The organism is Paraburkholderia phenazinium (assembly GCF_900142845.1).
In the GTDB taxonomy this organism is placed as follows: Bacteria; Pseudomonadota; Gammaproteobacteria; order Burkholderiales; family Burkholderiaceae; genus Paraburkholderia; species Paraburkholderia phenazinium_A.
Genome location: NZ_FSRU01000003.1, coordinates 405474 through 428236, shown reverse-complemented (window position 1 = coordinate 428236; position 22763 = coordinate 405474). Strand labels below are relative to the sequence as shown.

Here is a 22763-nt window from a genome sequence, read left to right as displayed (position 1 = left end):
TCGATTATGACTACCACTTTCAAACCCGGAACGGTTCGCGCGCGTGCACCGCTGCGGCTCGGACTCGCTGGCGGCGGCACGGACGTTTCGCCGTACTCGGACGACTTTGGCGGACTGGTTCTGAACGCCACCATCGACAAGTTCGCGTACGCGACCATTACCCCGCGTGAGGACGAGACGATCGAACTGGTGGCCGCCGACAACTCGGTGCACTGGTCCGGCGCGGCTACGGCGTCGCTCGGCCTGGTCAAGGGCCTCGAGCTGCATGTCGGGGTGTACAACCGTATTGTTCGCGATTACAACGCGGGTGTTGCGCTGCCCGTGCTCGTGACGACGCACTCCGAAGCGCCGCCGGGATCGGGCCTGGGTTCGTCGTCGACGATGGTGGTGGCGTTGGTTCACGCCTTCGTCGAGTATCTGCAGATTCCGCTTGGCGAATACGACATTGCGCAACTCGCGTATGACATCGAGCGCGTGGATCTGGCCTTTGCGGGCGGCAAGCAGGATCAGTATGCGGCCACGTTTGGCGGCTTTAACTTCATGGAGTTCTACAAGGACCGGGTGATCGTCAACCCGCTGCGCGTCAAGCAATCGGTGCGCGCCGAACTCGAGTCCTCACTGGTCCTGTTTTACACGGGCGTGTCGCGTGAGTCTGCGCGGATCATCCAGCAGCAGACCGACAGCGTCCGGAGCGGTAACTCCACCTCGCTGGACGCGTTGCATCGCGTGAAGGAAGAGGCCGTCAAGATGAAGGAAGCCATCCTCAAGGGTGACTTCGACAGCTTTGCCGAGTCGATGCGTCTGTCGTGGATCTCGAAGAAGCTGATGGCGACGAGTATTAGCAATTCAAGCATCGACGCAATTTACGATGCGGCGATCGCGGCTGGTGCGCTTGCGGGCAAAGTGTCCGGCGCCGGCGGTGGCGGCTTTATGATGTTCGTTGTTGATCCGACGAAGCGTCCTGACGTGATGCGCACGCTCGCGCAATTCAACGGTCAGGTATTTACCTGCAATTTCACCGAACACGGTGCGTATTCCTGGAGGACCTAATGAAAGACACGATCCGGAATGAAATCTCGAAGGCGATCGACCTTTTCACTGCAATTCACGCCGACGAAGTCCTGCTGGATAAGGTTGCCGGTTTCGCACAGACGATCGTCGACACGTTCAAGGCAGGCAACAAGGTGCTGATCGCCGGCAACGGCGGCAGCGCGGCCGACGCGCAGCACATTGCCGGCGAGTTTGTCAGCCGCTTCAACTTCGACCGCCCCGGCTTGCCGGCGTTTGCGTTGACCACGGACACTTCGGCATTGACCGCCATCGGCAACGATTACGGTTACGAGAAAGTGTTTGCGCGCCAGGTCCAGGCCGGCGGCGCCAAGGGCGACTTCTTCTGGGGCATCTCGACGTCCGGCAAGTCGCCGAACGTCCTGCGCGCCATGGAAGAGGCCCGCAAGAAGGGCATGTATGTGGCGGGCTTCACCGGCGCAAGCGGCAACGCGATGCTCGATCTGTGCGACGTGTGCATTGAAGTCCCGTCCCGTTCGACGCCGAAGATCCAGGAAGGGCATATCCTGCTGGCCCACATCATTTGTGGCCTGGTTGAGTCGAGCCTGTTTACCCCGGCATGATTCCCGCAATCGTTCTCGCCGGCGGACTCGGTACGCGCCTTCGCTCGGTGGTGCCTGATCTGCCGAAGCCGATGGCTGTGGTCGCGGGCAAGCCATTCCTGTGGTGGGTGCTGCGTCGTCTCGAGCAGCAGGGTATCGCGGATGTCTACTTGTCCGTCGGGTACAAGCGCGACGTGATCGAGGACTTCTTCGGCGACGCCTTCGGAGCACTGAAGGTGCACTACGTCATCGAAGATGAGCCGCTCGGCACCGGTGGCGCTATTGCCAAGGCGATGGCGCAGATTGGGGGCGACGAAGCGTTCGTGCTCAACGGCGATACCATGACCATTGTCGATTTCGACGACCTGCGCGCCGCCGGTGCATCGGGCGTGGCCGACGTCGTCATGGCGGTGGCACAGCTTGACGATGTGGCGCGCTATGGGGCGGTGGATTTCGATGCGACCGCGCCGCGTCGCGTCACTGCGTTCCGCGAGAAGGGGCAGACCGGTGCGGGCTTTATCAACGCCGGGGTGTATCTGGTGAAGCGCGCTTCGTTCATGCACTACGTGACGCAGGAGCGGTTCTCGTTCGAGCAGGATTTCTTGCACGCCCATCTTGCCGAGCTTCAGGTACACGCGGTTCCGGCCGTTAGCCAGTTGATCGATATCGGCGTGCCGGAAGACTACGCGCTGGCGCAGACGCTTGTGCCGCAGATGGTGGCTTGAGACGATGACCGCATTGAAGCGTGCGCTGTTTCTCGATCGCGATGGGGTGATCAATGTCGACATTGGTTACCTACATCGCGCCGAGGACTGCGTGTTCGTACCGGGAATTTTTGAGTTGGTGCGTCAGGCGCGGAAGGCTGGGTTTGACGTGTTTGTTGTGACCAACCAGGCGGGGATCGCGCGCGGGTACTACAGTGAAGAGACGTTTGCTGCGTTTACGGGGTGGATGCTCGAACAGTTTGCTGCAGAAGGCGCGCCGATTACGCAGGTTTATTATTGCCCGCATCACCCGACGGCTGGGATTGGCGGGTATGGGATTGTTTGTGAGTGCAGGAAGCCGGCGCCGGGGATGTTGTTGAGGGCGGCGGGGGAGCATGGAATTGATTTGAGCCGGTCGATTATGGTCGGTGACTCGATCACCGACATGGAGGCCGCGCGTGCGGCGGGCGTGGGGCAGTGCTACTTGCTGCAGCATGCTGAGGGTGACGATGAGGCGGGTCTGGACGTCGTACGCGTTTCGACACTTGCTGATGTTTCGCAGGATATTGCTGCGCGCAACGTCGGGTCGAGATGATGACGAGGTTGGCGCGGTGGATTTACGTCGGTCGCTCACCCCGTGCCTTGCGCCAGCGGCATCGCATGCCCGTTTGTCGCTGGACGAAGTTGTCCTAAACTTTGGATAGGCCTGGTGAAAAATCCTGGTCAGACTGGCTGACAGGTTCCTGGGTGTGTTGCCTCAAAGCAGTGGTAGCGGGTGGTGTTGGAAATCACGGCCAACGAAAAATCGATTCAAAGCTGTTTATTTGAAAAGTGAGATAACGAGTCGATTTTTCCCGAGCACCCGAGCAGATGCGTTGACACAAAGTGCGACGCCTCGGACACAGACACAAGTGTATAAGTTGCGACGGACACACATAGGGATTTTGATGAAAGCAGTCATTCTTGCTGGCGGCCTTGGCACGAGGATTTCCGAGGACACGATTAATCGCCCAAAGCCGATGATTGAGATTGGGGGTAAGCCAATCCTCTGGCACATCATGAAGGTCTATTCGGTCCACGGGATCAATGATTTCGTGATTTGCTGCGGTTATAAGGGCTACGTCATCAAGGAATACTTCGCGAACTACTTCCTGCACACTTCCGATGTCACGTTCGACATGCAGACGAACGCAATGGAAGTACATCAGCGATACGCGGAGCCTTGGCGCGTCACGCTCGTGGACACCGGCGAAAGCACCATGACTGGAGGTCGTTTGCGGCGCGTTAGAGAATTCGTCAAGGACGAAGACGCGTTTTGCTTCACCTACGGCGACGGGGTGAGCGATATCAATATCTCTGACCTCATCGAACACCACCGACGTAGTGGAACAATGGCTACGCTGACTGCAACTTATCCGCCAGGTCGGTTTGGAGCTCTCGACATCCGGGACAGCAAGGTTCATTCGTTTCGAGAAAAGCCGAACGGTGACGGCGGGATGATTAACGGGGGATTTTTTGTGCTGTCTCCCAAGGTAATCGACCTGATTCAGGATGACACGACGGTATGGGAGCGCGAACCGCTTGAACAGCTTGCGAACAGCGGCCAATTGTCGGCGTATGAGCACAGCGGATTCTGGCAGCCGATGGACACGTTACGGGACAAGAACCTGCTTGAGTCCTTGTGGCAAAGCGGAAATGCGCCATGGAAGACATGGAAATGACACAGTCTTTCTGGCGAGATAAGCGAGTCTTCCTTACTGGGCACACCGGTTTCAAAGGGGGCTGGCTGACTCTTTGGCTCCAGTCGGCTGGCGCCCATGTAACGGGTTTCGCGCTGTCACCTGACACCGAGCCCAACCTGTATACGTGTGCTCGAGTTGCCGATGGCATCGATTCCGTCATAGGGGATATCCGCGATGCGGCGCGCCTGCGCGACGCAATGGAGCGAGCGCGGCCCGACGTGATCATTCATATGGCTGCGCAACCGCTGGTTCGAGAGTCTTATCTGAATCCGGTCGAGACGTACGAAACAAATGTGATGGGTACGATCAACGTACTCGAAGCGATGCGGCATCTCAGTACAGTTCGCGCGGCAGTGATGGTCACGACCGACAAATGCTACGAGAACCGTGAGTGGGAGTGGGGCTACCGTGAAAACGAGCCGATGGGTGGATACGACCCGTACAGCAGCAGTAAGGCGTGCGCGGAACTTGTGACTTCGGCCTACCGGAACTCGTTTTTCAATCCTGCTCGGTATGCGGACCACGGCGTAGCGATTGCAAGCGCGCGCGCGGGGAACGTAATCGGTGGAGGTGACTGGGCAACAGATCGGCTGGTACCGGACATTGCTCGCGCGCTCCTTTGCGGTGAGGCCGTCAAAGTTCGGAGTCCTCGCTCGATACGCCCATGGCAGCACGTTCTTGAGCCGCTGGCCGGGTATCTGCGGCTTGCCGAAGCGCTGTATACCGACGGGCCGCAATTTGGCGGCGCATGGAATTTCGGGCCTTACGATTCGGACGCCCAACCCGTTGAGTTCATCGTGGCAGAACTGGTGCGGCAGTGGGGCGGCGACGCAAGCTGGGTCCTGGATACCGACCAGCATCCCCACGAGGCGACGTATCTAAAGCTGGATTGTTCTAAGGCGCGTGCCCGGTTGGATTGGCACCCGCGATGGAACCTGACTCTGGCGCTTGAGAACATTGTCAGTTGGTACAAGGCAGATGCGCGCGATGAGGATATGCGCGCGTTCTCGTTGAATCAGATTGACCGCTACGTGCGGTCTTGAAGTAAATACACTTATGAACAAAGATCAGCTCCGCGAACAAATTATCCATCTCGTCCGCCAATATGGAGAGATGGCCGGCAAGGCCCCAGAGTTCGAGCCTGGTGTCTCCGTAGTGCCACCGTCCGGAAAGGTCATTGGTGCGCGCGAAATGGAACTAATGGTTGAGGCGTCCCTGGACGGTTGGTTGACGACCGGGCGGTTTAACGAACAGTTTGAACGGAAGCTAGCCGAATACCTGGGCGTCCAATACCTGATGACCGTGAACTCCGGTTCTTCGGCGAATCTCGTAGCGTTTTCAACGCTTACGTCGCCGAAGCTAGGTGAGCGAGCCATTCGTCAGGGAGACGAGGTCATCGGTGTCGCCGCTGGTTTTCCCACGACGGTGAATCCGATCATCCAGTTTGGCGCGGTGCCTGTTTTCGTCGACGTCGAACTGGGCAATTACAACATCGATGCCAGCAAGATCGAAGCTGCGATTTCGCCGAAGACGAAAGCGATCATGCTTGCTCACACGCTCGGCAATCCCTATAACCTGGACGTTATCGTTGCACTGTGCAAGAAGCACAATCTTTGGTTGATCGAGGACTGCTGCGATGCACTGGGATCGACGTATCGTGGCCAGCGAGTGGGTACCTTCGGCGATATCGGTACGCTTAGCTTCTATCCGGCCCATCACATTACGATGGGAGAGGGGGGCGCGTTGTTCACGAACAATCCCGACCTGAAACTCATTGCGGAATCGTTCCGGGATTGGGGGCGTGACTGCTACTGCGCGCCCGGTAAGGACAATACCTGTGGGAAGCGTTTTTGCTGGAAGCTCGGTGAACTCCCGGAAGGGTACGACCACAAGTACACCTACTCACACCTCGGTTACAACTTGAAGATCACGGATATGCAGGCCGCTTGTGCACTGGCGCAACTTGATCGGCTTGACGGCTTTGTGCAGGCCCGCAAGGACAATTTTGCGTTTCTTCACGAGCGCCTTCAGTCTTGCAGCGAGTTCCTCATCCTTCCGAAGGCGACGCCGGAGTCCGATCCTTCGTGGTTCGGTTTCCCGATTACGCTGAAGCCGGAAGCTGGAGTGCGCCGCGTTGATCTTCTCGGTTACCTTGATCAACATAAGATTGGAACGCGGCTGCTTTTCGCTGGCAATCTCACCCGACAGCCTTACATGATCGGTCGTGAGTATCGTGTTAGCGGGACGCTTGAGAATACCGATGTCGTGATGAATCAGACGTTCTGGGTCGGAGTCTACCCGGGGTTGAGCCGCGAGATGCTTGAACACATTGCCGAGAAGATTGAAACCTTCCTCGGCGTGAATTTCTGAGCTGAAGGGCGATATGCGCCAAGCGCTACCACGAGAGGACCTTGACCACGTCATCGGGCTGACTGGCGACGTATGGCGTGCCTTAAGCGGAACACGATGGTTTGTGACAGGCGGCACCGGTTTTATCGGATCATGGCTGCTGGAAGTGATCCAGCACGCTAATACTTCTGTGAGTGCTGATATTGACGTGGTCGTGCTGAGTCGCGCACCCCAGCGCGCGATAGAGTCCGCGTCGCATCTTTTTGGCCCCGGTGGGCGCATTTCGCTGATCGCTGGTGATGTCACAACGTTTGCCACCGACATCGGTGCTATCGACGTGTGCGTGCACGCGGCAACTGACGTGGCGGATACCACGAAAGCAGCCGACTATCAGCGCATATTTGACTCGGGTACCCTTGGGACGCGGCGCGTTCTCGATGCTGCGATCGCACATGGGGCTTCGCGGTTTCTCCTGACGTCGAGCGGTGCTGTCTATGGGACGCAACCTCCGGAACTTGAGCGGGTTCCAGAGTCGTATGGCGGCGCTCCCGACCCACTCGACTACCGCACGGCTTATGGCCAGGGCAAGCGCGCTGCGGAGTGGTTGGCGACAGCCGCGGTCAGTCGTGGTCTACCTAACGTCGCTATTGCGCGAATATTCGCTCTGCTTGGCCCCGGCTTGCCGTTGCATGGGCCGTTCGCGGCGGGAAACTTTATCCGTGATGCTCTTGCTGGCCAGCCGATTACTATCCGGGATGGCCGCCCAGTTCGAAGCTATCTCTATGCTTCAGATGCTTGCATCTGGTTGTTACATATTCTGCTGACCGGCGCGAACGGCGGCGCCTATAACCTTGGATCGGAGCGGCCGGTATCGATTGCGGACCTTGCTGGCACGATCGAGCGCCTGTTTGATCGCGAGCCGCGGGTGGAAGCCTCAAAGGCTCTGCCGAATTCTTTGCCGCCGAGGTATGTGCCGGACACCTCCAAAGCCCGAACTGGACTTGGCTTGGCCGAGTACACGTCGCTCGAAGCGGGATTGACGAAGACTATAAACTGGAGCCGCGCAGCGGCAATAGCATGAAGCGATTTGATTCGAAGCGGATCCGAAAGACCATTCTTGAGATGGCGTTCAGCGGTTCTACGGTCCATATCGGTTGTGCGTTTTCGATTGTGGAGTTGCTGGCCGTGCTTTATCGCGCGCATTTGCGTGTTGATCCGAAGAGCCCGGAGTGGGCCGGTCGAGACTACCTGGTTTTGAGCAAGGGTCATGGAGTCATGGCGCAATATGCCTGCCTCGGCGAATTGGAATGGATCGGCAAGGGCGAACTCGAACGGTACTTCGGCAACGGCACTCGCCTCAAGGGGCTGGCAGACGCACATGTGCCCGGTGTTGAAGCGACGACGGGGTCGTTGGGACATGGACTGTCGGTGGCGGTTGGCCTGGCGCTCGGTGCGAAGCGGAGCGCCACGGACCAGATTTGCTATGCACTTGTCGGCGACGGTGAGCTTAACGAGGGAACGATCTGGGAGGCGGCACTTTTCGCTAGCCAGTTCAAACTGGATAACCTGATAGTCATCGTCGACGTGAATGGCTTCCAGGCGATGGGCCGTACCGACGATGTGATCGGACTCGGTGATATTCGAGCGAAATTCGATGCGTTTGGCTTTGAAACTGTCTTGATCGACGGACACGACGAAAATGCCATTGACGCGGTGTATGGCCAACTGCGGCTTTCGAAGAATGGCAAGCCGAAGGCGATCATCGCAGAGACCGTGAAGGGCAAGGGTGTTCCGTTTATGGAGAACGAGAATGTTTGGCACTACACTCGGTTGAACGCCCAGACGTTCGGTGCTGCAATTTCCGCATTAGAAGGCGACGCATGAGAGCTGCTTTTTCCGACGCGCTTGTCGCGCTCGCGCAGCGCGATCCGAAGGTTCTGCTGTTGACCGGAGACCATGGGTACGCGCTTTTTGATCCGTTCATCAAGGCATGCCCGGACCAATATATGAATTGCGGCATCGCCGAACAAAACATGGTCGGTGTTGCCGCCGGTCTTGCGAAGGCAGGATTTCGACCGTTCGTGTATGGGCTAAGCGCGTTTGTGCCGATCCGTGTGCTTGAGCAGATCAAGATCGACATCTGCTATGAGAATTTGCCGGTAACTCTGGTCGGGGACGGAGCGGGGGTCGTGTATGCGCAACTTGGCACGAGCCATCAATCGACTGAAGATATAGCAGCACTCCGCGCGGTCCCCGGCATAAATATCTACTCCCCCGCCGACCGATTCGAGCTCACGTCCTGCATGAACCGGGCTTACGACGAAGGCCTGCCGGCGTATCTGCGAATGGGCAAGGCCGATCTCGGGGATGTCCATAGCGGGTTAGCCGATGCGGGCTCTGCGGATGACCTCGTTTCCGTTGGCGGAAACAAGGCAAGATACCTGTTTCTCGGAACGGGATCAGGCGTCAAGCTGGCCGAACGCGTGGCGCAGATTACCGGAGGTGCGGACGTCGTGTCATGTCCTCGTCTCAAACCGTTCCCTGAAGCGTCGCTGCACGAGCTAGCCAAGGGGCGCGAGGGAATCGTGACATTCGAGGAGCATGCAATCGACGGCGGTTTGGGCAGCATAGTCGCCGAGCGCCTACTCGGCTCGTACAACGGCAAATTTCTGCGCATCGGTATCCAGGACCGGTTTAGTACGCAGTGCGGCGACTATCGATTCCTGATGGAAAGCCACGGATTGGCCCCGGAAGCTGTGGCCGGACGAATTGCGAAGGCCTTCAATGCAGGCGCCTGATACAAGACAACCGCGTGCGGGCATAGAGGAAGAAACGGTTCGTCCGGGCAAGGTCGGTGCTATCTCAGACACGCGTACGCACTGGCAACTCCTGCGCTTTTTGATTGTCGGGGGCATCAATACAGTCTTCGGATATTCCGTTTTTTTTGTTTTGACCTGGCTCGGCATGCGCTACCCCTTGGCCATTGGACTGGCGACGATTGCAGGCGTCAGTTTTAATTTTCAAAGCGTAGGGCATCTCGTCTTTGGCGGTGCGCCGCATTCCAGATTCTGGCGCTTTGTCGGAGTCTACTGCCTGATTTATCTTCTCAATCTGGGTGGCGTCCGTCTTCTACTGGTTTCCGGCGCAAACGTCTATGTTGCCAACGCTGTTGTCTTGCTGCCGCTCAGCCTGATCGCTTTTCTATTAAACCGCCGCTTTGTATTTGCACACCCATGAAACATATCACAGTCGTTACGCCTTGCTATAACGAAGAAGAAAACGTCGAGGGAATCCACGAGGAGGTGCGGCGGATATTTTCCGGTATTTCCACTGTGACGTACGATCATTTATTCATCGATAATTGTTCTACTGATTCGACCGTTAGCAAATTGCGTGCGATTGCGCAAAAGGACTCGGGGGTGGGGGTTATTGTCAATGCTCGCAATTTTGGACACATTCGCTCACCTATATATGGACTAATGCAGGCAAAAGGTGATGCGGTAATTCTGCTTGTTGCTGATTTTCAGGATCCTCCGGAGCTTATTACCAAGTTCATCGAGGAATGGCACGCCGGGGCGCCCATTGTTGTAGGCGTCAAACCTGAGGCGAAAGAGTCTGCCATCTTTTTCGCATTGCGGCGAGCATACTACCGGCTTGTCACACGAATCGCGAACGTACGTCTGATTCAGAATTTCACCGGCTTCGGTCTTTATGATCGAAAGGTGATCGAGATAATTCGAAAAATAGACGATCCCTATCCTTATTTTCGCGGGTTGATCTGTGAAATTGGATTCGATATCGTACAGATTCCATACGTTCAGCCGCGAAGAAAGCGTGGCATTTCGAAGAATAATTTTTACACGCTGTTCGACATTGCGATGCTTGGTATTACGTCGCATTCGAAGGTCCCTTTGCGGCTGGCTACGATTGCGGGATTCGCTATGGGGGCGCTGAGTCTTTTCGTATCGTTCCTGTATCTCGTTCTGAAACTTGTTTTCTGGAACAAGTTTGCATTTGGTAGCGCTCCACTGCTTATCGGGCTGTTCTTCTTTGCCTCCGTGCAGCTCTTTTTCACGGGTTTGCTCGGAGAGTATGTTGGAGCGATTCTTACGTATGTGATGAAGCGACCCTTGGTCATCGAGCGCGAGCGTATTGGGCATAGCACTAGCATTGCTGCCGACGGGGAACTACCCAAAGACGAGATGTCCGCATAGGTTAAACACAAGGAAGCCCGTCGGGCGAGCAACGTCCCCCCTTAGGGAACGTTGCGAGTTGACTATCGTCGAATTTGCCCGCTCTCTAGAGCGCGATGTAGATCGCCGCAGCCAGGTGTTACTTCGGTCTTGCAACGGGAGTGAACGACACGCCTGGCGTGTAGCTGAACGCTTGAGCCGATGGATACTTCTTCAGCAGGGCGTCAAACGCTTCATCGGTTAGGGCGCAGTAGATCTTTCGGTCCTGTCCTTCGTACAGTTCAAAGAAGCGCCCTTCGTCCAAGGTCCACTTGCAATGGTCACGCGATGCATGCAACAGCAGATCTTGACCAAGCGGCGCTGCGTGAGTGTCCACGATGTCGCGTTTTGCCAGCGAGGCGGCGGTCGCGGAACTCATGAAATAGATCCAGGGTGTGTACTGGCTCAAAAGGATGTCCAGCGAGAGTAGCGAAAGACACGCCGCAAGTCCTGCTATTGTTGGCACGATCCGTTTGCGGCCGTCCAGTCTCGCCGCCCAGGCAAAAAGCAGCAAGAAAAGCGCGAGCGGAGCGTAAAGCCAGCGTTGCTCGAGGCGAACTGTCACGATCGGTGGAACCAGTATTAAAACCGCGATTGCTAGCAACAAGATAGGGTACCAGCGGAGCGGTGCGCGGGATCGACCGCCAACTAAAACCGCATAAGTTGTCGCGACGAGCGCGGCAAGCACGATTACCGTTGCCAGAAGGCGTGCGGCGTCATCGCCGGGTAATGACTCGCCGAATACGATGCTATGGCCGGCCAGATATTCAGGACCATAGTTGAATCCAACTACTGACAAGACCGCTTGAAGTGTCTGCTCAACGATTCGGTGCATATTCACGTCAATATGCGTCTCACCTGTGCCTACGAAGAATGCCAAATGAAGTAGGCTAGTTTTTACTAGCGCGTTGAACAGCGGTATCGCAATACATACGAGCGCTCCGCCGTAGCGATTGAAAAGACCAACGTAGTGTCGGCGCGATAGCGCGAGCATAAATGCAAGTATGGGCGTAAGGGCGATATACCGCTCATGCGTGTGTATGCAGAGGAAGAATGCGAGTGTCGCGAACCATTGCCAGCGACTATCTTCCGGGTATTGATACGCCTTTAGAGTCCAAGTGATCGTAAGTAGGAACAGCGTGAGCGCAACCGCTTCAACTGGGCCGGTGGCCTGAGTGATTTGATAGAGGGCGAAGCGTGAGCCAGCAAATGCGACGACCAGAGCTACGCTGACCGGTTTGTTGCCATTCGAGACTTGCATTGCGATAGCAAATAAAATCATTGCGTTTAGCAAATGCACGCCAAAGTTGAAGGCCAAGAAGCCGCGTAAATCCGTCTGGAATATGCGGACGAGTGCCACCCATATCAGTTCGAAGACGGGCCGGTACTTCTCGTAGAATGGCGTTGTGAATGGTTGCTGCCAATCGCTGGCGAAAGTATGGTCTTTCAGCGCGGCTAGGATGGTGTAGAGGTCGTCTCCATAGAAGACCGATGGTTCCCACCGCACAAATCGCCAGTACGTCACCGCAGTAAGTGCCAGGAACACTACTATCCAAAGTGGTAACGCGATGCGTACGTCTGAGCGGGCGGGCGCCTCAAGGGACCGTGGTGGCAAGTTACTTAGGCGACTCTGCATGGACTTTCTTGGGATGGTCGGTATTGGGTGCGTGACTTGCACTGAGCTCAGTTCCGCGCGACTGTTGGCGGGATACCTAGCATTTGGAGATGCGCGAATTATGACACATCGGAAGGGGCCTCTCGTGAGCTAGCCGTTTGAAAGGAACTCTGCCTCCACGCTTCCAATGAAATGGCTTCGTTCGAGATGCTGCCCGACCTTCGAGATGTCAAAAGTACGGGCGCTCCGGTTCACGCGTTGGCGCTGCCGGTTCGACGAGCGCGGAGCGCGACTGCGATAAAAGGCGCCGCGCAGGTGTAACCCGCCGAGGGTGTTGGCGTGTTTGGCGCTTAGTTATAGACGGCTACTACGCAGATGCGGCTGATGCTTCGTCCGTCGAATGCTCGGACATGGACGTTGGAGGTGCCGGCCGATCGCCTGATTCGCCGTTTGCGATTCGCTTGGCTATATCCGCGCCCTTTCTTCTCAGCGGTGTCTCGAGCAACCGGTAATTTAGTTCGCTCAGAATGACGGTCAGCGCGATCCACACCAGCAAGTACCGTAGCGTGTATCTCCCGTCAAATACCGTGCCGGCCGGCTCAACGTACCACCAGATAGTCTTTGTTGCCTGAATGGAAAACCAGTGGATCAGGTAAATCGAGTACGAGCGCGATCCGATCCATAGCAAGACGGTCTTCGGCATTCGTCCCCTCGCGATATAGTCGCCGTCGAACGAGGCGATAAACACCAGCACGGCGGCTACTATTGCGACCATTCCAGTTGAGAACGACACAGAACTGATTTTTCTCGCTGCGTCGGGCATTGACGCCATCAATAACAGCAGAACTGCGACCATAGGAATCGCATACAGGCGATTTGCCAGGAACTTTGGGTTCACGACTTCCTGGAGCTTGCCGTTTGCGAATATAGCTAATAGAACGCCCATGGCGAGCGCATCCGTTCTAAATACCCAGGGGTAGGTCCAACTCGGACGATGGAGAAATACCTGAGCCAAGACGACGAACACCATGAAGTAAGCGATTTTTCTTCTAAAGAAAAACGCGGCAAACGGCAACAATATATAGAACTGTTCTTCGAGGGAGAGACTCCACCATGGCCCCGCATTTCCGCATTCCGACAGAGGAAGACAGCCGACCATATGGAAATTCGCGGTCTGAGTGACAACTGCTGCGAAGTCAGCCAAATTTTCCCTGAAGTGGCCAAAGTATCCGGCGTGCCTGAAGATGACTCCACATGCGACGATGGCCGTCACCCAAAAAATAGATGTGGGCCAGATGCGAAACACTCTACGCACCCAGAAGGCGAACACCCGGCGCCAGAACGTCTCGCTGTCGGGCGCGGTATCCAGGGTTCGAAGAAGGCTCCGCGCTATAACGAAGCCCGATATGCAAAGAAACAGGTCGACGCCGGTCGTGGCACTAAAAAACAGGTCGAATGTGTATACGTAATGGTTGCCCCACGACAGCACATATCTGACGTGTTCAATAATGGTGAACAGGACAGCAAACGCGCGAAGGGCTTCGATATCGTCAATGCGGCGATGGGCGTGCTGGATCATGTAGCAGTTCGTAGGGTGAATGGCCGCGTAGAATTCCCGCGATTCTATCCCATCCACTCAGCAAGGTGCCCGATTTGCAGACCGGGCAGCGGGCCGCTTTTGGGTAGGATCGCCACTGCCAGATCGTGGCAAGAATCGGTCAGTTTGCGACGGGCCAGCCGACTCTCTCGCGTCCATTCGTCGATCCTGTCTCGGTCCCCAGGGGGCTGTGCGTCTCCGCGACGTGCTAGTGGCGATTAGGGACAAAAACTGTGGCAAACTTGCCGCCTCAAACTGTATGGGAACAACATGGAAAAGAAGCTGGCCGTGATCGCCGCGTGCCTCGTCGCTGTAGTTGTGCATGCGGCACCTGCGGCGCCATCTGATGATGATTTCGCTCTCGCATCATCCAAGGGTCTGGCCGCTCCCGTTCCTCTCAAGATAGAAAACGTCCTCGCAAAGCCAGTGCTAACACGAGGCGCTCCGACGCAATGGGATGGCGTCGATCTTTTGAACCCATCGGTGGTGCGACTGAACGGGAAGCTCTTTAACTACTACTCGGGCTATGACGGAAAAGTCTGGAGGACTGGGATTGCTACGTCCTCAGACGGTGTTGTCTGGCAGAAGTTTGCCGGCAATCCTGTCCTGCAACCCGACGCAAAAAGCTGGGATGTTTCCTATATTGCGGCGAATGGAGCCGCAATAGTCTGGAAGGGCAAGATTCTCTATTTCTACCAAGGTCGTGATAAATCCGGGCGTACGCAGATCGGTCTCGCGACCTCTAGCGATGGGTTCAAATTCACCAATTATCCGAAGCCGGTATTTGCGACTGGCGCAGCCCATGCATGGGACAGTCAGGCAGTAGGTGATCCCTACGTCATCGCCAAAGATGGTTATCTATACCTGTATTACCTTGGGCAGAATGAGATAGCGACGCAGCGACTCGGTGTTGCCAGGTCTTCCGATGGCATCACTTGGCAAAGGTCTCCCGCGAATCCGATTTTGGATGTCGGTGCTTACGGATCGTTTGATGAGAACGGCTTGGGAGAGCCGAGTGTTGCGTATGCGCCGCCTTATTTCTACATGCTTTATACGGGCAGAAGCAATACGGAGATCCGGAACCTGGGCTATGCGGTTTCGACAGACGGAATACACTGGAAGAAGATGTCGGTAGCAGGGCTCATTACGGATCGGCAACGCGCTGCGTGGGACTTGAAGGTCATATGTGACTCGACCTTGCTCCCAGTCGGGAACGGAAAGTGGTCGGTGTGGTTTGGTGGTGGAGACAAGGCCGAGCCTGCACAGAATTTGAATGGCGAAGTTGGCATGGCGACGGTCGATCTGACGCAAGGTCGGAATGTCGCGGAATTTGACGCAAACGCTGACTGGACAAAAACGCCGATTCGATCTACTGATGTCGTACGTGGCTCGTTTCCGATCGAAGGTGATGCCGGTAAGCGCCACGCATGGGTTGGCCCGTCGACATTCTTCACTTTCCCAATCGAGGGAGCACCGTCGGACAAATCGCTTGTGATATCCGGTTGGGTGCCCGCTGCGACAATTTCGAAAACGACTAGGACGGAGGGGAGCGATCGCATTTCCGTTGTCGTCAATGGCACCGAAGTCGTATCGAAAGAGTTCGTCAATGACGACGTTTTCACGATATCGGTACCGCTAAAGAGCGTGCGTGCCGCCGCGCATGACGCGGACTACGCGGAGGTTGAAATTCGCGCGAGTCGGTCGATGGTGCCTGCAGAGAACGGGAGCAATCCGGACACCCGACGCCTTGCGTTCACTTTGGCATCCATCAAAACTCAATAGGGCGTCATAAGGGCCGATCGTGGGTCGGCCCCTACCGGAATTGATGGTTTTTGTTGTATCGCCTTGCTAACTCGCGTGGCGCTGCACCCAGCGTCGTGCGCGCCCGATGAGTCCTGCATGATCGTCGTGGCGGCTGGTTTCTGAGGGGGGCTGGTGTACCACAGCATTATTCGCGACCTCTGCTTCCGCACGCTCCATCTCTGCCTGAAGCGATCGAGCCCACTCCGTGCGCTCCACCACCGTCGCATGCTCGAGGTAACAACGAGCCGAATCTAGGCCCACGTGGTACATCAAGGAGCCACTGCGACCGTCCCTAAGCGTGGCGGCGTTCTCTGGAATCGGCGACCAGATTCTCGCCTCAAGTTGCTGGATGGGGTGCTTACTCGTGGATTGAGATTGGTATTCGACAAGGAAAGCCCAGTGACGCCCCGGCAACGGAATAACTGTGAAGCCGTGCGGCTCAAATATTCGTCTCGCCCCTTCGAGCGAGTAGGACATGATGTGTCCACGGCCGTGAGGGTCCAGATAGCCGGGATCTTCGTTCAGTACATACTCAGGTTGACCGGAGTTGATCAAATAAACCGCCTGAGGTGCTGATGTTTGTGCCATTTGCTTTGCGAGGGTGTCGAGCATGGATGGCGTCAAATGCTCAATGACCTCGATACAAACACCTGCCTCGAACTTTTGACCGACGTCTGCGAGAGGACAGACCTTGTAGTTTGGGTGCTTTGACTGGAACGCGGGCTCTGGCGGAAAGAGTTCCACTCCATAGAACATGTCTGTTGCGTCGGGCAACGCTGTTGCAACGGCGTCCAGCAGGTATCCAGGTCCCGAGCCGATATCAACAAATCGCTTGATTGGAACCCGGCTGTAGAAGAAAGTCTCCGCGACCCGCTGCAACGACGATCCGTACGACCTCTCCTTTGCAGCACGCAGTTCCATTTCCCAGTAAGCGTCTCGATAGTTTGAGACGGTACCGTCTTCCACTGCGCGCAGGAATGCCGGGTCCGCAAACAACGATCCGCACGCCCCACAGGTGTAGTAGACGACGTCATCGATCTTTTGATAGGTGTCTACGGCGTGTGATGAACAGACTGCGCATCGAGTCATCTTTGTCTCCAGCAGCACGATCGTGCTGCAAGTTGTCTAGTCGGCGGGATGTTTCAATCTATAACATACCGAAATTATCCGATAGATATTACTTACAAATGTATCTGGATGTATTTGCCCTCCCGCTGTGCCGCCGCGCTCCCTGCACGAAGGATTTGTTCGCGCGTGATGGGCTGCCGGGGAGGGCCGAACTAGTTCACCGCAGGCGTTTTGTTTGGATGTGCCTGGCAAACCTCCAGGTTAGTGGGGGCGGGCGGTTCAATGGGAATGCACGATGAATCGTCGACCTTAATTTGATCGAGTTCGTATAAGCGTCGAACGTCGTCGCTCATTTCTCGACTGTCGCGCAGGACGTAAACGGGGCCTTTATGATCTGCCACGCGCTGTGCAATTATTTGTTGCAGCTTCACGTTGTACGAAGGCGTTGACAGGTTGGATATGGCCGAAAAAAAGGCTGGATGGTCGGGCCATTGCGGCACCAAGTATCCTACGGGCTCGTTGGTGGTAGAAATGATCAGCGAGTCATAGGGCAACTGAGGCAATTTATTCCGGAAATACGGGCTGCCGTCCAAAGGGATTCGCCCCCAGTCAGGTACCGATGTAAGCAACGCAAGCGACAAGAACACGAGTCCGGCAATCGTGACGCCTGTCTCCTGACGATGTTGTCGGCAAACGTCTTGTAGCGCCGTAAACAGCATTACGGCGCCAAGGAGCTCGAGTACGATGGCGTAGCGGTAGATCGCGAATAGTTCTGACCAGATGAGGTACATAACAACGTAGCTCACGGCAAAAAACAGCTTCAAGTTCCACATGCGACTTTGAGGTCTGCGTAAGACAAGCCGCACAACTGTACCCACTATCCAGCCGACGGCAATAAATGCGCCCACCAGTAAACGAGGGTCCCTCAAGTTAAGTTCCGATCGTAGGCTGTTCCCGACTAGCGCGGAGTAACCTGGAAAGGCTAACAGGTGCCTAACGTCGTGAGGGATAAATCTCACATCCATACCGCTAGCCCCGCTGATAAGCGGCGATCGGAAAAGACCGTTGAAATAGGGGAATATAGGGTTGTGGAAATTCGAGTACATTTTCCACATCCAGGGTCCTGCGAGGATCCCAAAGCTCACTAACCCCGCCAGCGCATAAGCTGCAATTAGACGCCAGAGCTGTTTTTTGTCCGTTCCGACCAGCAGAAAGGGCAGTGCGATGGTTAGCGAAATTGCCGGCACAGCTGCAGTGAGTTTCAGTGCCGTCGCCGCACCTATCGCGAGGCCTGCGGTTACCATCGCGGCGCGCGCGCTCAGGCGGCTCTTTTGCCACAGAGTAAGCGCGAGGACGGCGCCAATAATCAAGGACGACACGGTCCATTCGCCCGTGGTGCTGCCAATCTGCCCTAATCCGGCGGCCCCCGTCATCCCGACTACACACGCGCCCACCCGGAACCCAAAGCCTGTCAAGGTGGGATTTTGCGCGTCGACTTGATCGAGGTTAGCCAGCAATCGCCACAAGAAATAGGCTGCAATTCCAGCGGGCAAACCCATTAGAAATACAACGATGTAGTCTGGCCGCCCCGAGTCTGCCAGTTTGTAGAAAAACAGGTCCGAGAGCGGGTTGAGGAAGGTCTGGAGTTGCGCCGGGAAGAGGTCGACACCCCATCGATGATGCGTTAGCGCCCATGGATTATAAAAATGGTAATTACGAAGGTCCCAGTTCCAATCCTTGCCCAGATATATCGACACCACTCCACCCATTATTAGAAATGGGAGCAATTGGTACTTTATCTCTTGAAAAACGGTACGCCAACGAACTTTCATAGTTTTAGTGCGAGAACAGAGGGTGGAACATCCCGTGCGAAAAAAGCGCGGCTCGATACTACCATTCGCGACGTCGGTGGCGACGGGTTTGTGCTTGCTGAGCAACTGTCATTGCCACGGCGAATTTTGGCGTGCCCCACGTAGAGGCGATGGAGGCAGGCCGTCCCGTCGGGAGTAGCGGCACACCGCGGCCGAACGCAATGCAGGCGTGCGCTCGGTAGGCTGTTTCTATCTGTCGGCCCGATGCGATCACTGCAATGTGCCATCCCCTATTGTTCGCGCGGATAGTTTCGCCGTCCGCGTTGAGGCTGAAACGAGGCGCGGAATGAGCCTTGCTACCTGTTGAGAAGTCTTGGCCTCCGCGGTGATGCCTAGCCTTCAATAATATGGGGAGATTTTGTGAGGATCGTCGGCAACAAAGGTAGTCAATTCATTCCTTGGCTAGACAACATGCGCTTGATGGCCATGGTTGGAGTGTTGTCGTTTCACTTCTGGATATTTTTCTATCCAATGGCGCATAGCCTGCATGAACTGGTGTCGACACCTCAGCGGATCATTGCCCTACCGTTCCAGCTCGGATGGGAGGCAGATGATCTGTTCTTCGCCGTCAGCGGGATGGGGTTGGCTCTTTCCCTAACCGGTAAGAGGCCTGACTGGCTTCGCTTCATCGTCGCCCGTGCGAAACGCATTTACATACCTTATTGGGTGACCGTTGTCGCCATTTTTGCCTTTCAGGGCGCGTCCGTTGCCGCAGGAACGTGGGATCGCCCATTCGGCGGGCCGTTTACGCCGGAAGATTGGGTGTGCAATGTCATCCTCGTTCTGAAAAACGGCTTCAATCCGTTCTCTACGCACTACTGGTTTTTGTACGCATTGATCGAGCTGTATCTCGTGTTTCCGCTGCTCTACATGGCGATAAAGCGATACAGGTTGCTTGCGGTCGCTGCTGTCGTGGTGTTCCACTCGGTGTGGATACATCATCCACTCCATACGGGCTTGTTCTCGCAGGCATCGTCGGTGATTTTCTGGCTGGCTTCGTTTGCCATCGGGATGTATATCGGCATCAATCTGGGAGAAGACCGCGCTCGCACGGAAGCTCTCCTGCGGAAGTCGCTGCCGCTGGGCGTGTTGCTGTTCGTCACGGGAACGGTCCTGACTTTTTATAAGCTGTTCGACCCGATTGTGCATCCGATGCTCGGGCTCGGAGGCATCATTGTTGCCTTTGCAATTTGCTCACTTCCCTGGCACTTGCCGCGCCTGACGCAGATCAGTTTCGAGGTCTACCTCGTCCACATGCCGTTTATCGGGTGGTATCGCCACTTCTTCGGGTTCGTTGAGCAACCCAAAGTCGCTATCTACGTGTTCTATATGGTCACGGTCACGATAATGGGTTTCGCGCTTCACTTCCTCTCCAGTCGCTTGAGTGCGCCGAAGCTGCTGAAGGTTCCTGAAGGATCTGGCAGTCAGAAATCGCCGCTGAGTCGTGAAGCTGCTGCCTATCAGAATCCGACTTAACCCATCTCATGTTTCCTGCGCATCCCTGAAGGCCGGCCACAGGGTCACGCACCTACCGGTGATTTCGAGTTTGGTCGAAACGCTCGCATGACTCGCGCCCGCAGGCCCTTTCGCGCCGGAGGAGGACTGTTGTCCAGTTGGCGCGTGAGGAGGTTGGCTGCAAACCTTTGCTCGGCTTCGCGATAGAGCAACAGGTCAAGCGCGTTGTGCTCGAGTAGTTCACGGTACAGCGACGGTCCGAGTTCGCTTTCGATATGCTCGAGTCGATCTTCCAGGGTCGCCTTGCGCCCCGGGGTAAAGTTCTCAATCGAAAAGTCGATGTTGAGCTCCCCGACATGCGGTCGGAGAAACTCCTGCAATACCTGCATGGAATCTTCGAACGACTCGACGATGCCGAAGAACGGAAGGCTCCTCAGATGAGCGAGTGCCTGAAGGTAGTCGCTATGCGTCGCGCGTGCCTCGCGCATATCGCTCTGGGCGCTGGCGAGGTGAGCAACCTGGAAGTTCCGGCACACCGCAGTCGCTTCACGTTCGACGACCCAATTTGCAAAAGCGGCCAGGCCGCCATTTCGGGCAATGGCTACGCTCGGACTGATGCTATCCGCCGGTTGCCGTCGCTCGAACTCGTAGACCGACGCAAAGCGATCGATTGGGTGGCGAAGGAACAGGATGGGAAGAAAGGTAATCGACGGGTGCTGAGGGAGCGGCAGCCTGGCCTGATGACTTGAGATGACGCGCAGTGCCGGATTGGCAAGCGCGTGGTTCAAAATTTCGTTTGGGCTGACGGTCGACCAGGGGTAGGGACCTTCAAGGTGGCCGTGCGCATCGCCAGTGAAATTTCGATCCAGAATGCTGTCTATCGTGGTGCCAGCATTTTTAAAAAGGTGGTAGTGAACGATTACGGTCCGCATTTTGTGAATTGAGAAAAATTACTGAAAATAACTTTCGCGCTACGTTGCCTTTGCGCGCTGCGGATTAGTTACGATTCGCTTCTTTCGGTGAGGTCATCATTTTGATGGGATGTCCAACAGAGCCTGCACCGGTCCCGGCGTTCCGAGGTGCCGGCTTCGCCGTCTTGAGGGGAGCAGAGGCGGAGATTCCACCGCTGCGAGCACGTAGCTCGCGGAGCGCTTCATGGTCTGTCGCACGAGTTTGATTGCCGGTCGTCAACCACTCCTCCTTGTTGTCAGGTCGGCCGTGCCTCACACGCCGGCATTGGAGTGCGCGGAGTGCCGGAACATCTCCCAGCGTTCCGTATGGCTGATTGTAAGCAACGATTATAGCGAAGTCATTAGTTCATTATTCCATTCCCAGGTGAACTACCGCGAAGAATCCGGCCGTTGCGCTGTTTAGGTCGTTGGGTTTTTTAAGGGGCAGCTAGATTTGAGGCCGCATAGCGTGGCCTTAAGCTATCCGTGGAACGGTGCCTGTTCGAAGTAGAAGGTTGACGTGCATTAAGCTACTTAAAATCGTTGGTATTTAATAAAACAAAAGCGTAAGCAGGTCGATTCGTTACTGCGAGTCCGGTCACTATCACACGGTCTTTCACGCCGAGACATGTGATCGGAGGGTGTCGCTTTTTGACTAAAACCGTGGGTTTCCCGTCGCTAGTTGGTCATTTCAAAGACAAGGGCAGGTATCATGTCGGCTTTTGAACACTAGCGGTGTTCTGGGGCGGGCTTGCGCTTGTGTGAACTGGATCGCCCCTGTTACGCCGATCGACGAACGAGGGAAAGAAGTGGATCACGACGTCGCGGTCATCTTGCCGTGCTACAACGAGGCGAGCACCATCGCTCAGGTCGTCGCGGACTTTCGGCAGTATCTTCCGAACGCCCGGATATACGTGTTCGATAACAACTCAACGGACGGTACGTCGGACGTTGCGCGTGCGGCAGGTGCCCAGGTGCGTCGCGTCGCGCTTCAGGGTAAGGGCAACGTAATCCGCCGCATGTTCGCCGATGTGGACGCCGACGTCTATGTCATGGTCGACGGCGACAATACTTATGATGCTAGCGTTGCGTCTCAGTTGATCGAAACCCTCGTCAACGAAGGCCTCGATATGGTGGTGGGCTGCCGCGTGTCTGACGAAGCGGCGGCCTATCGGGCCGGTCATCGTCTCGGCAACGTTATGCTCACCGGCTTCGCTGCGTCAATTTTTGGCCGTACGTTCCGCGATATGTTGTCCGGCTATCGGATCTTTTCGCGCCGCTACGTGAAGTCCTTTCCCGCTCATGCGCAAGGTTTCGAAACCGAAACGGAGCTGGCCGTGCACGCTCTCGAGTTGCGCATGCCCGTGGCAGAGGTGGACACCTATTACGGTAGCCGGCCAGAAGGTTCGGTCAGCAAGCTCAATACCTACCGGGACGGTTTCAGGATCCTGATGACGATTCTCAAGCTGTTCAAGCTTGAGCGTCCACTGGCGTTCTTTTCCATCTGTTTCTTTGCCAGTCTGCTGCTCTCGATCGTCCTCGCCATTCCGCTCTTCGAAACTTACGTGAACACAGGGCTTGTGCCCCGGATGCCTACGGCCGTGCTGTGCGCCGCGCTGGTGCTGCTCGGCTTTCTGTTCCTCGTCTGCGGACTGGTACTCGACACAGTGACGAAAGGCAGACTTGAAGCGAAACGCTTTGCCTATCTGGCGGTGCCAGGACCATCGTCTAAGTTGCGCCAGTAACCATTCGCAGGGCTTTCGCCTC

The 22763-nt window shown here is 56.1% G+C and carries 20 protein-coding genes; 15 read left to right on the top strand and 5 right to left on the bottom strand.

From position 1 onward, the window contains the following. Positions 1–6: 6 nt before the first annotated feature. From BUS12_RS35495 to BUS12_RS35440, 12 genes are all read left to right on the top strand, one after another. The gene (locus tag BUS12_RS35495) at positions 7–1050 is read left to right on the top strand and encodes a GHMP family kinase ATP-binding protein (RefSeq protein WP_074302168.1); all 1044 of its coding nucleotides are present in this window, start codon (positions 7–9) and stop codon (positions 1048–1050) included. After that, complete coding sequence (locus BUS12_RS35490) at positions 1050–1631, top strand: D-sedoheptulose-7-phosphate isomerase (protein ID WP_074302167.1); 582 nt, start codon at positions 1050–1052, stop codon at positions 1629–1631. Before BUS12_RS35495 ends, BUS12_RS35490 begins: the two co-directional genes overlap by 1 nt. Further along, positions 1628–2335 carry a nucleotidyltransferase family protein gene (locus tag BUS12_RS35485; protein WP_083640813.1) on the top strand — a complete coding sequence of 236 codons (708 nt, stop codon included), beginning with the start codon at positions 1628–1630 and terminating at the stop codon, positions 2333–2335. The genes BUS12_RS35490 and BUS12_RS35485 overlap by 4 nt, the downstream gene beginning before the upstream one ends. 4 nt (positions 2336–2339) lie before the next feature. Beyond that, the gene (gmhB, locus tag BUS12_RS35480; protein WP_074302166.1) at positions 2340–2909 is read left to right on the top strand and encodes a D-glycero-beta-D-manno-heptose 1,7-bisphosphate 7-phosphatase; all 570 of its coding nucleotides are present in this window, start codon (positions 2340–2342) and stop codon (positions 2907–2909) included. Between the two features lie 352 nt (positions 2910–3261). Next, on the top strand, positions 3262–4035 hold the full coding sequence (gene rfbF / locus BUS12_RS35475; RefSeq protein ID WP_074302165.1) for a glucose-1-phosphate cytidylyltransferase: 774 nt from the start codon (positions 3262–3264) through the stop codon (positions 4033–4035). Beyond that, positions 4017–5099: a CDP-glucose 4,6-dehydratase gene (rfbG, locus tag BUS12_RS35470; protein ID WP_083640812.1), complete on the top strand. Its 1083-nt coding sequence runs from the start codon at positions 4017–4019 to the stop codon at positions 5097–5099. Before rfbF ends, rfbG begins: the two co-directional genes overlap by 19 nt. Positions 5100–5112: 13 nt before the next feature. Continuing rightward, positions 5113–6426: a lipopolysaccharide biosynthesis protein RfbH gene (rfbH, locus tag BUS12_RS35465; protein WP_074302163.1), complete on the top strand. Its 1314-nt coding sequence runs from the start codon at positions 5113–5115 to the stop codon at positions 6424–6426. Positions 6427–6439: 13 nt separating this feature from the next. Further along, positions 6440–7486 carry an NAD-dependent epimerase/dehydratase family protein gene (locus BUS12_RS35460; protein WP_074302162.1) on the top strand — a complete coding sequence of 349 codons (1047 nt, stop codon included), beginning with the start codon at positions 6440–6442 and terminating at the stop codon, positions 7484–7486. Continuing rightward, entirely contained in the window at positions 7483–8289 is an 807-nt protein-coding gene (locus tag BUS12_RS35455; protein ID WP_074302161.1) for a transketolase, read from the top strand. The genes BUS12_RS35460 and BUS12_RS35455 overlap by 4 nt, the downstream gene beginning before the upstream one ends. Next, on the top strand, positions 8286–9203 hold the full coding sequence (locus tag BUS12_RS35450; protein WP_074302160.1) for a transketolase family protein: 918 nt from the start codon (positions 8286–8288) through the stop codon (positions 9201–9203). Before BUS12_RS35455 ends, BUS12_RS35450 begins: the two co-directional genes overlap by 4 nt. Then, positions 9190–9642, top strand: a complete 453-nt coding sequence (locus BUS12_RS35445; protein WP_083640810.1) for a GtrA family protein — start codon at positions 9190–9192, stop codon at positions 9640–9642. The genes BUS12_RS35450 and BUS12_RS35445 overlap by 14 nt, the downstream gene beginning before the upstream one ends. Beyond that, complete coding sequence (locus tag BUS12_RS35440; protein WP_074302159.1) at positions 9639–10619, top strand: glycosyltransferase family 2 protein; 981 nt, start codon at positions 9639–9641, stop codon at positions 10617–10619. The genes BUS12_RS35445 and BUS12_RS35440 overlap by 4 nt, the downstream gene beginning before the upstream one ends. Positions 10620–10737: 118 nt before the next feature. Here BUS12_RS35440 and BUS12_RS35435 read toward each other — a convergent pair whose 3' ends face one another. Continuing rightward, on the bottom strand, positions 10738–12183 hold the full coding sequence (locus BUS12_RS35435; protein WP_074302158.1) for a hypothetical protein: 1446 nt from the start codon (positions 12181–12183) through the stop codon (positions 10738–10740). Between the two features lie 436 nt (positions 12184–12619). Then, positions 12620–13831 carry an acyltransferase family protein gene (locus tag BUS12_RS35430; protein WP_074302157.1) on the bottom strand — a complete coding sequence of 404 codons (1212 nt, stop codon included), beginning with the start codon at positions 13829–13831 and terminating at the stop codon, positions 12620–12622. 288 nt (positions 13832–14119) lie between these two features. On the opposite strand from BUS12_RS35430, the gene BUS12_RS35425 reads away from it, so the two are divergent. Further along, entirely contained in the window at positions 14120–15631 is a 1512-nt protein-coding gene (locus BUS12_RS35425; protein ID WP_074302156.1) for a glycoside hydrolase family 130 protein, read from the top strand. A 66-nt stretch (positions 15632–15697) separates the two neighbouring features. Here the strand turns inward: BUS12_RS35425 and BUS12_RS35420 are convergent, their stop codons facing one another. Further along, complete coding sequence (locus BUS12_RS35420; protein ID WP_143788576.1) at positions 15698–16759, bottom strand: class I SAM-dependent methyltransferase; 1062 nt, start codon at positions 16757–16759, stop codon at positions 15698–15700. Positions 16760–16932: 173 nt separating this feature from the next. Beyond that, the gene (locus BUS12_RS35415; protein WP_074302154.1) at positions 16933–18552 is read right to left on the bottom strand and encodes a hypothetical protein; all 1620 of its coding nucleotides are present in this window, start codon (positions 18550–18552) and stop codon (positions 16933–16935) included. A 399-nt stretch (positions 18553–18951) separates the two neighbouring features. Here BUS12_RS35415 and BUS12_RS35410 point away from each other — a divergent pair, with 399 nt between their 5' ends. After that, positions 18952–20067, top strand: coding sequence for an acyltransferase family protein (locus BUS12_RS35410; protein ID WP_143788575.1), 1116 nt, complete (start codon positions 18952–18954; stop codon positions 20065–20067). Between the two features lie 44 nt (positions 20068–20111). On the opposite strand, the gene BUS12_RS35405 is transcribed toward BUS12_RS35410, so the two are convergent. After that, entirely contained in the window at positions 20112–20978 is an 867-nt protein-coding gene (locus BUS12_RS35405) for a sulfotransferase family 2 domain-containing protein (protein WP_074302152.1), read from the bottom strand. A 779-nt stretch (positions 20979–21757) separates the two neighbouring features. On the opposite strand from BUS12_RS35405, the gene BUS12_RS35400 reads away from it, so the two are divergent. After that, positions 21758–22741 (top strand): glycosyltransferase family 2 protein, encoded by a 984-nt coding sequence (locus BUS12_RS35400; protein WP_253190298.1) that lies wholly within the window; start codon positions 21758–21760, stop codon positions 22739–22741. The last annotated feature ends 22 nt before the right edge of the window (positions 22742–22763 follow it).

Coding starts and splice junctions, on each gene's coding strand:
- BUS12_RS35495 (WP_074302168.1), top strand. CDS start 7: ATGACTACCACTTTCAAACCCGGAACGGTTCGCGCGCGTGCACCGCTG.
- BUS12_RS35490 (WP_074302167.1), top strand. CDS start 1,050: ATGAAAGACACGATCCGGAATGAAATCTCGAAGGCGATCGACCTTTTC.
- BUS12_RS35485 (WP_083640813.1), top strand. CDS start 1,628: ATGATTCCCGCAATCGTTCTCGCCGGCGGACTCGGTACGCGCCTTCGC.
- gmhB (WP_074302166.1), top strand. CDS start 2,340: ATGACCGCATTGAAGCGTGCGCTGTTTCTCGATCGCGATGGGGTGATC.
- rfbF (WP_074302165.1), top strand. CDS start 3,262: ATGAAAGCAGTCATTCTTGCTGGCGGCCTTGGCACGAGGATTTCCGAG.
- rfbG (WP_083640812.1), top strand. CDS start 4,017: ATGGAAGACATGGAAATGACACAGTCTTTCTGGCGAGATAAGCGAGTC.
- rfbH (WP_074302163.1), top strand. CDS start 5,113: ATGAACAAAGATCAGCTCCGCGAACAAATTATCCATCTCGTCCGCCAA.
- BUS12_RS35460 (WP_074302162.1), top strand. CDS start 6,440: ATGCGCCAAGCGCTACCACGAGAGGACCTTGACCACGTCATCGGGCTG.
- BUS12_RS35455 (WP_074302161.1), top strand. CDS start 7,483: ATGAAGCGATTTGATTCGAAGCGGATCCGAAAGACCATTCTTGAGATG.
- BUS12_RS35450 (WP_074302160.1), top strand. CDS start 8,286: ATGAGAGCTGCTTTTTCCGACGCGCTTGTCGCGCTCGCGCAGCGCGAT.
- BUS12_RS35445 (WP_083640810.1), top strand. CDS start 9,190: ATGCAGGCGCCTGATACAAGACAACCGCGTGCGGGCATAGAGGAAGAA.
- BUS12_RS35440 (WP_074302159.1), top strand. CDS start 9,639: ATGAAACATATCACAGTCGTTACGCCTTGCTATAACGAAGAAGAAAAC.
- BUS12_RS35430 (WP_074302157.1), bottom strand. CDS start 13,831: ATGATCCAGCACGCCCATCGCCGCATTGACGATATCGAAGCCCTTCGC.
- BUS12_RS35425 (WP_074302156.1), top strand. CDS start 14,120: ATGGAAAAGAAGCTGGCCGTGATCGCCGCGTGCCTCGTCGCTGTAGTT.
- BUS12_RS35415 (WP_074302154.1), bottom strand. CDS start 18,552: ATGAAAGTTCGTTGGCGTACCGTTTTTCAAGAGATAAAGTACCAATTG.
- BUS12_RS35405 (WP_074302152.1), bottom strand. CDS start 20,978: ATGCGGACCGTAATCGTTCACTACCACCTTTTTAAAAATGCTGGCACC.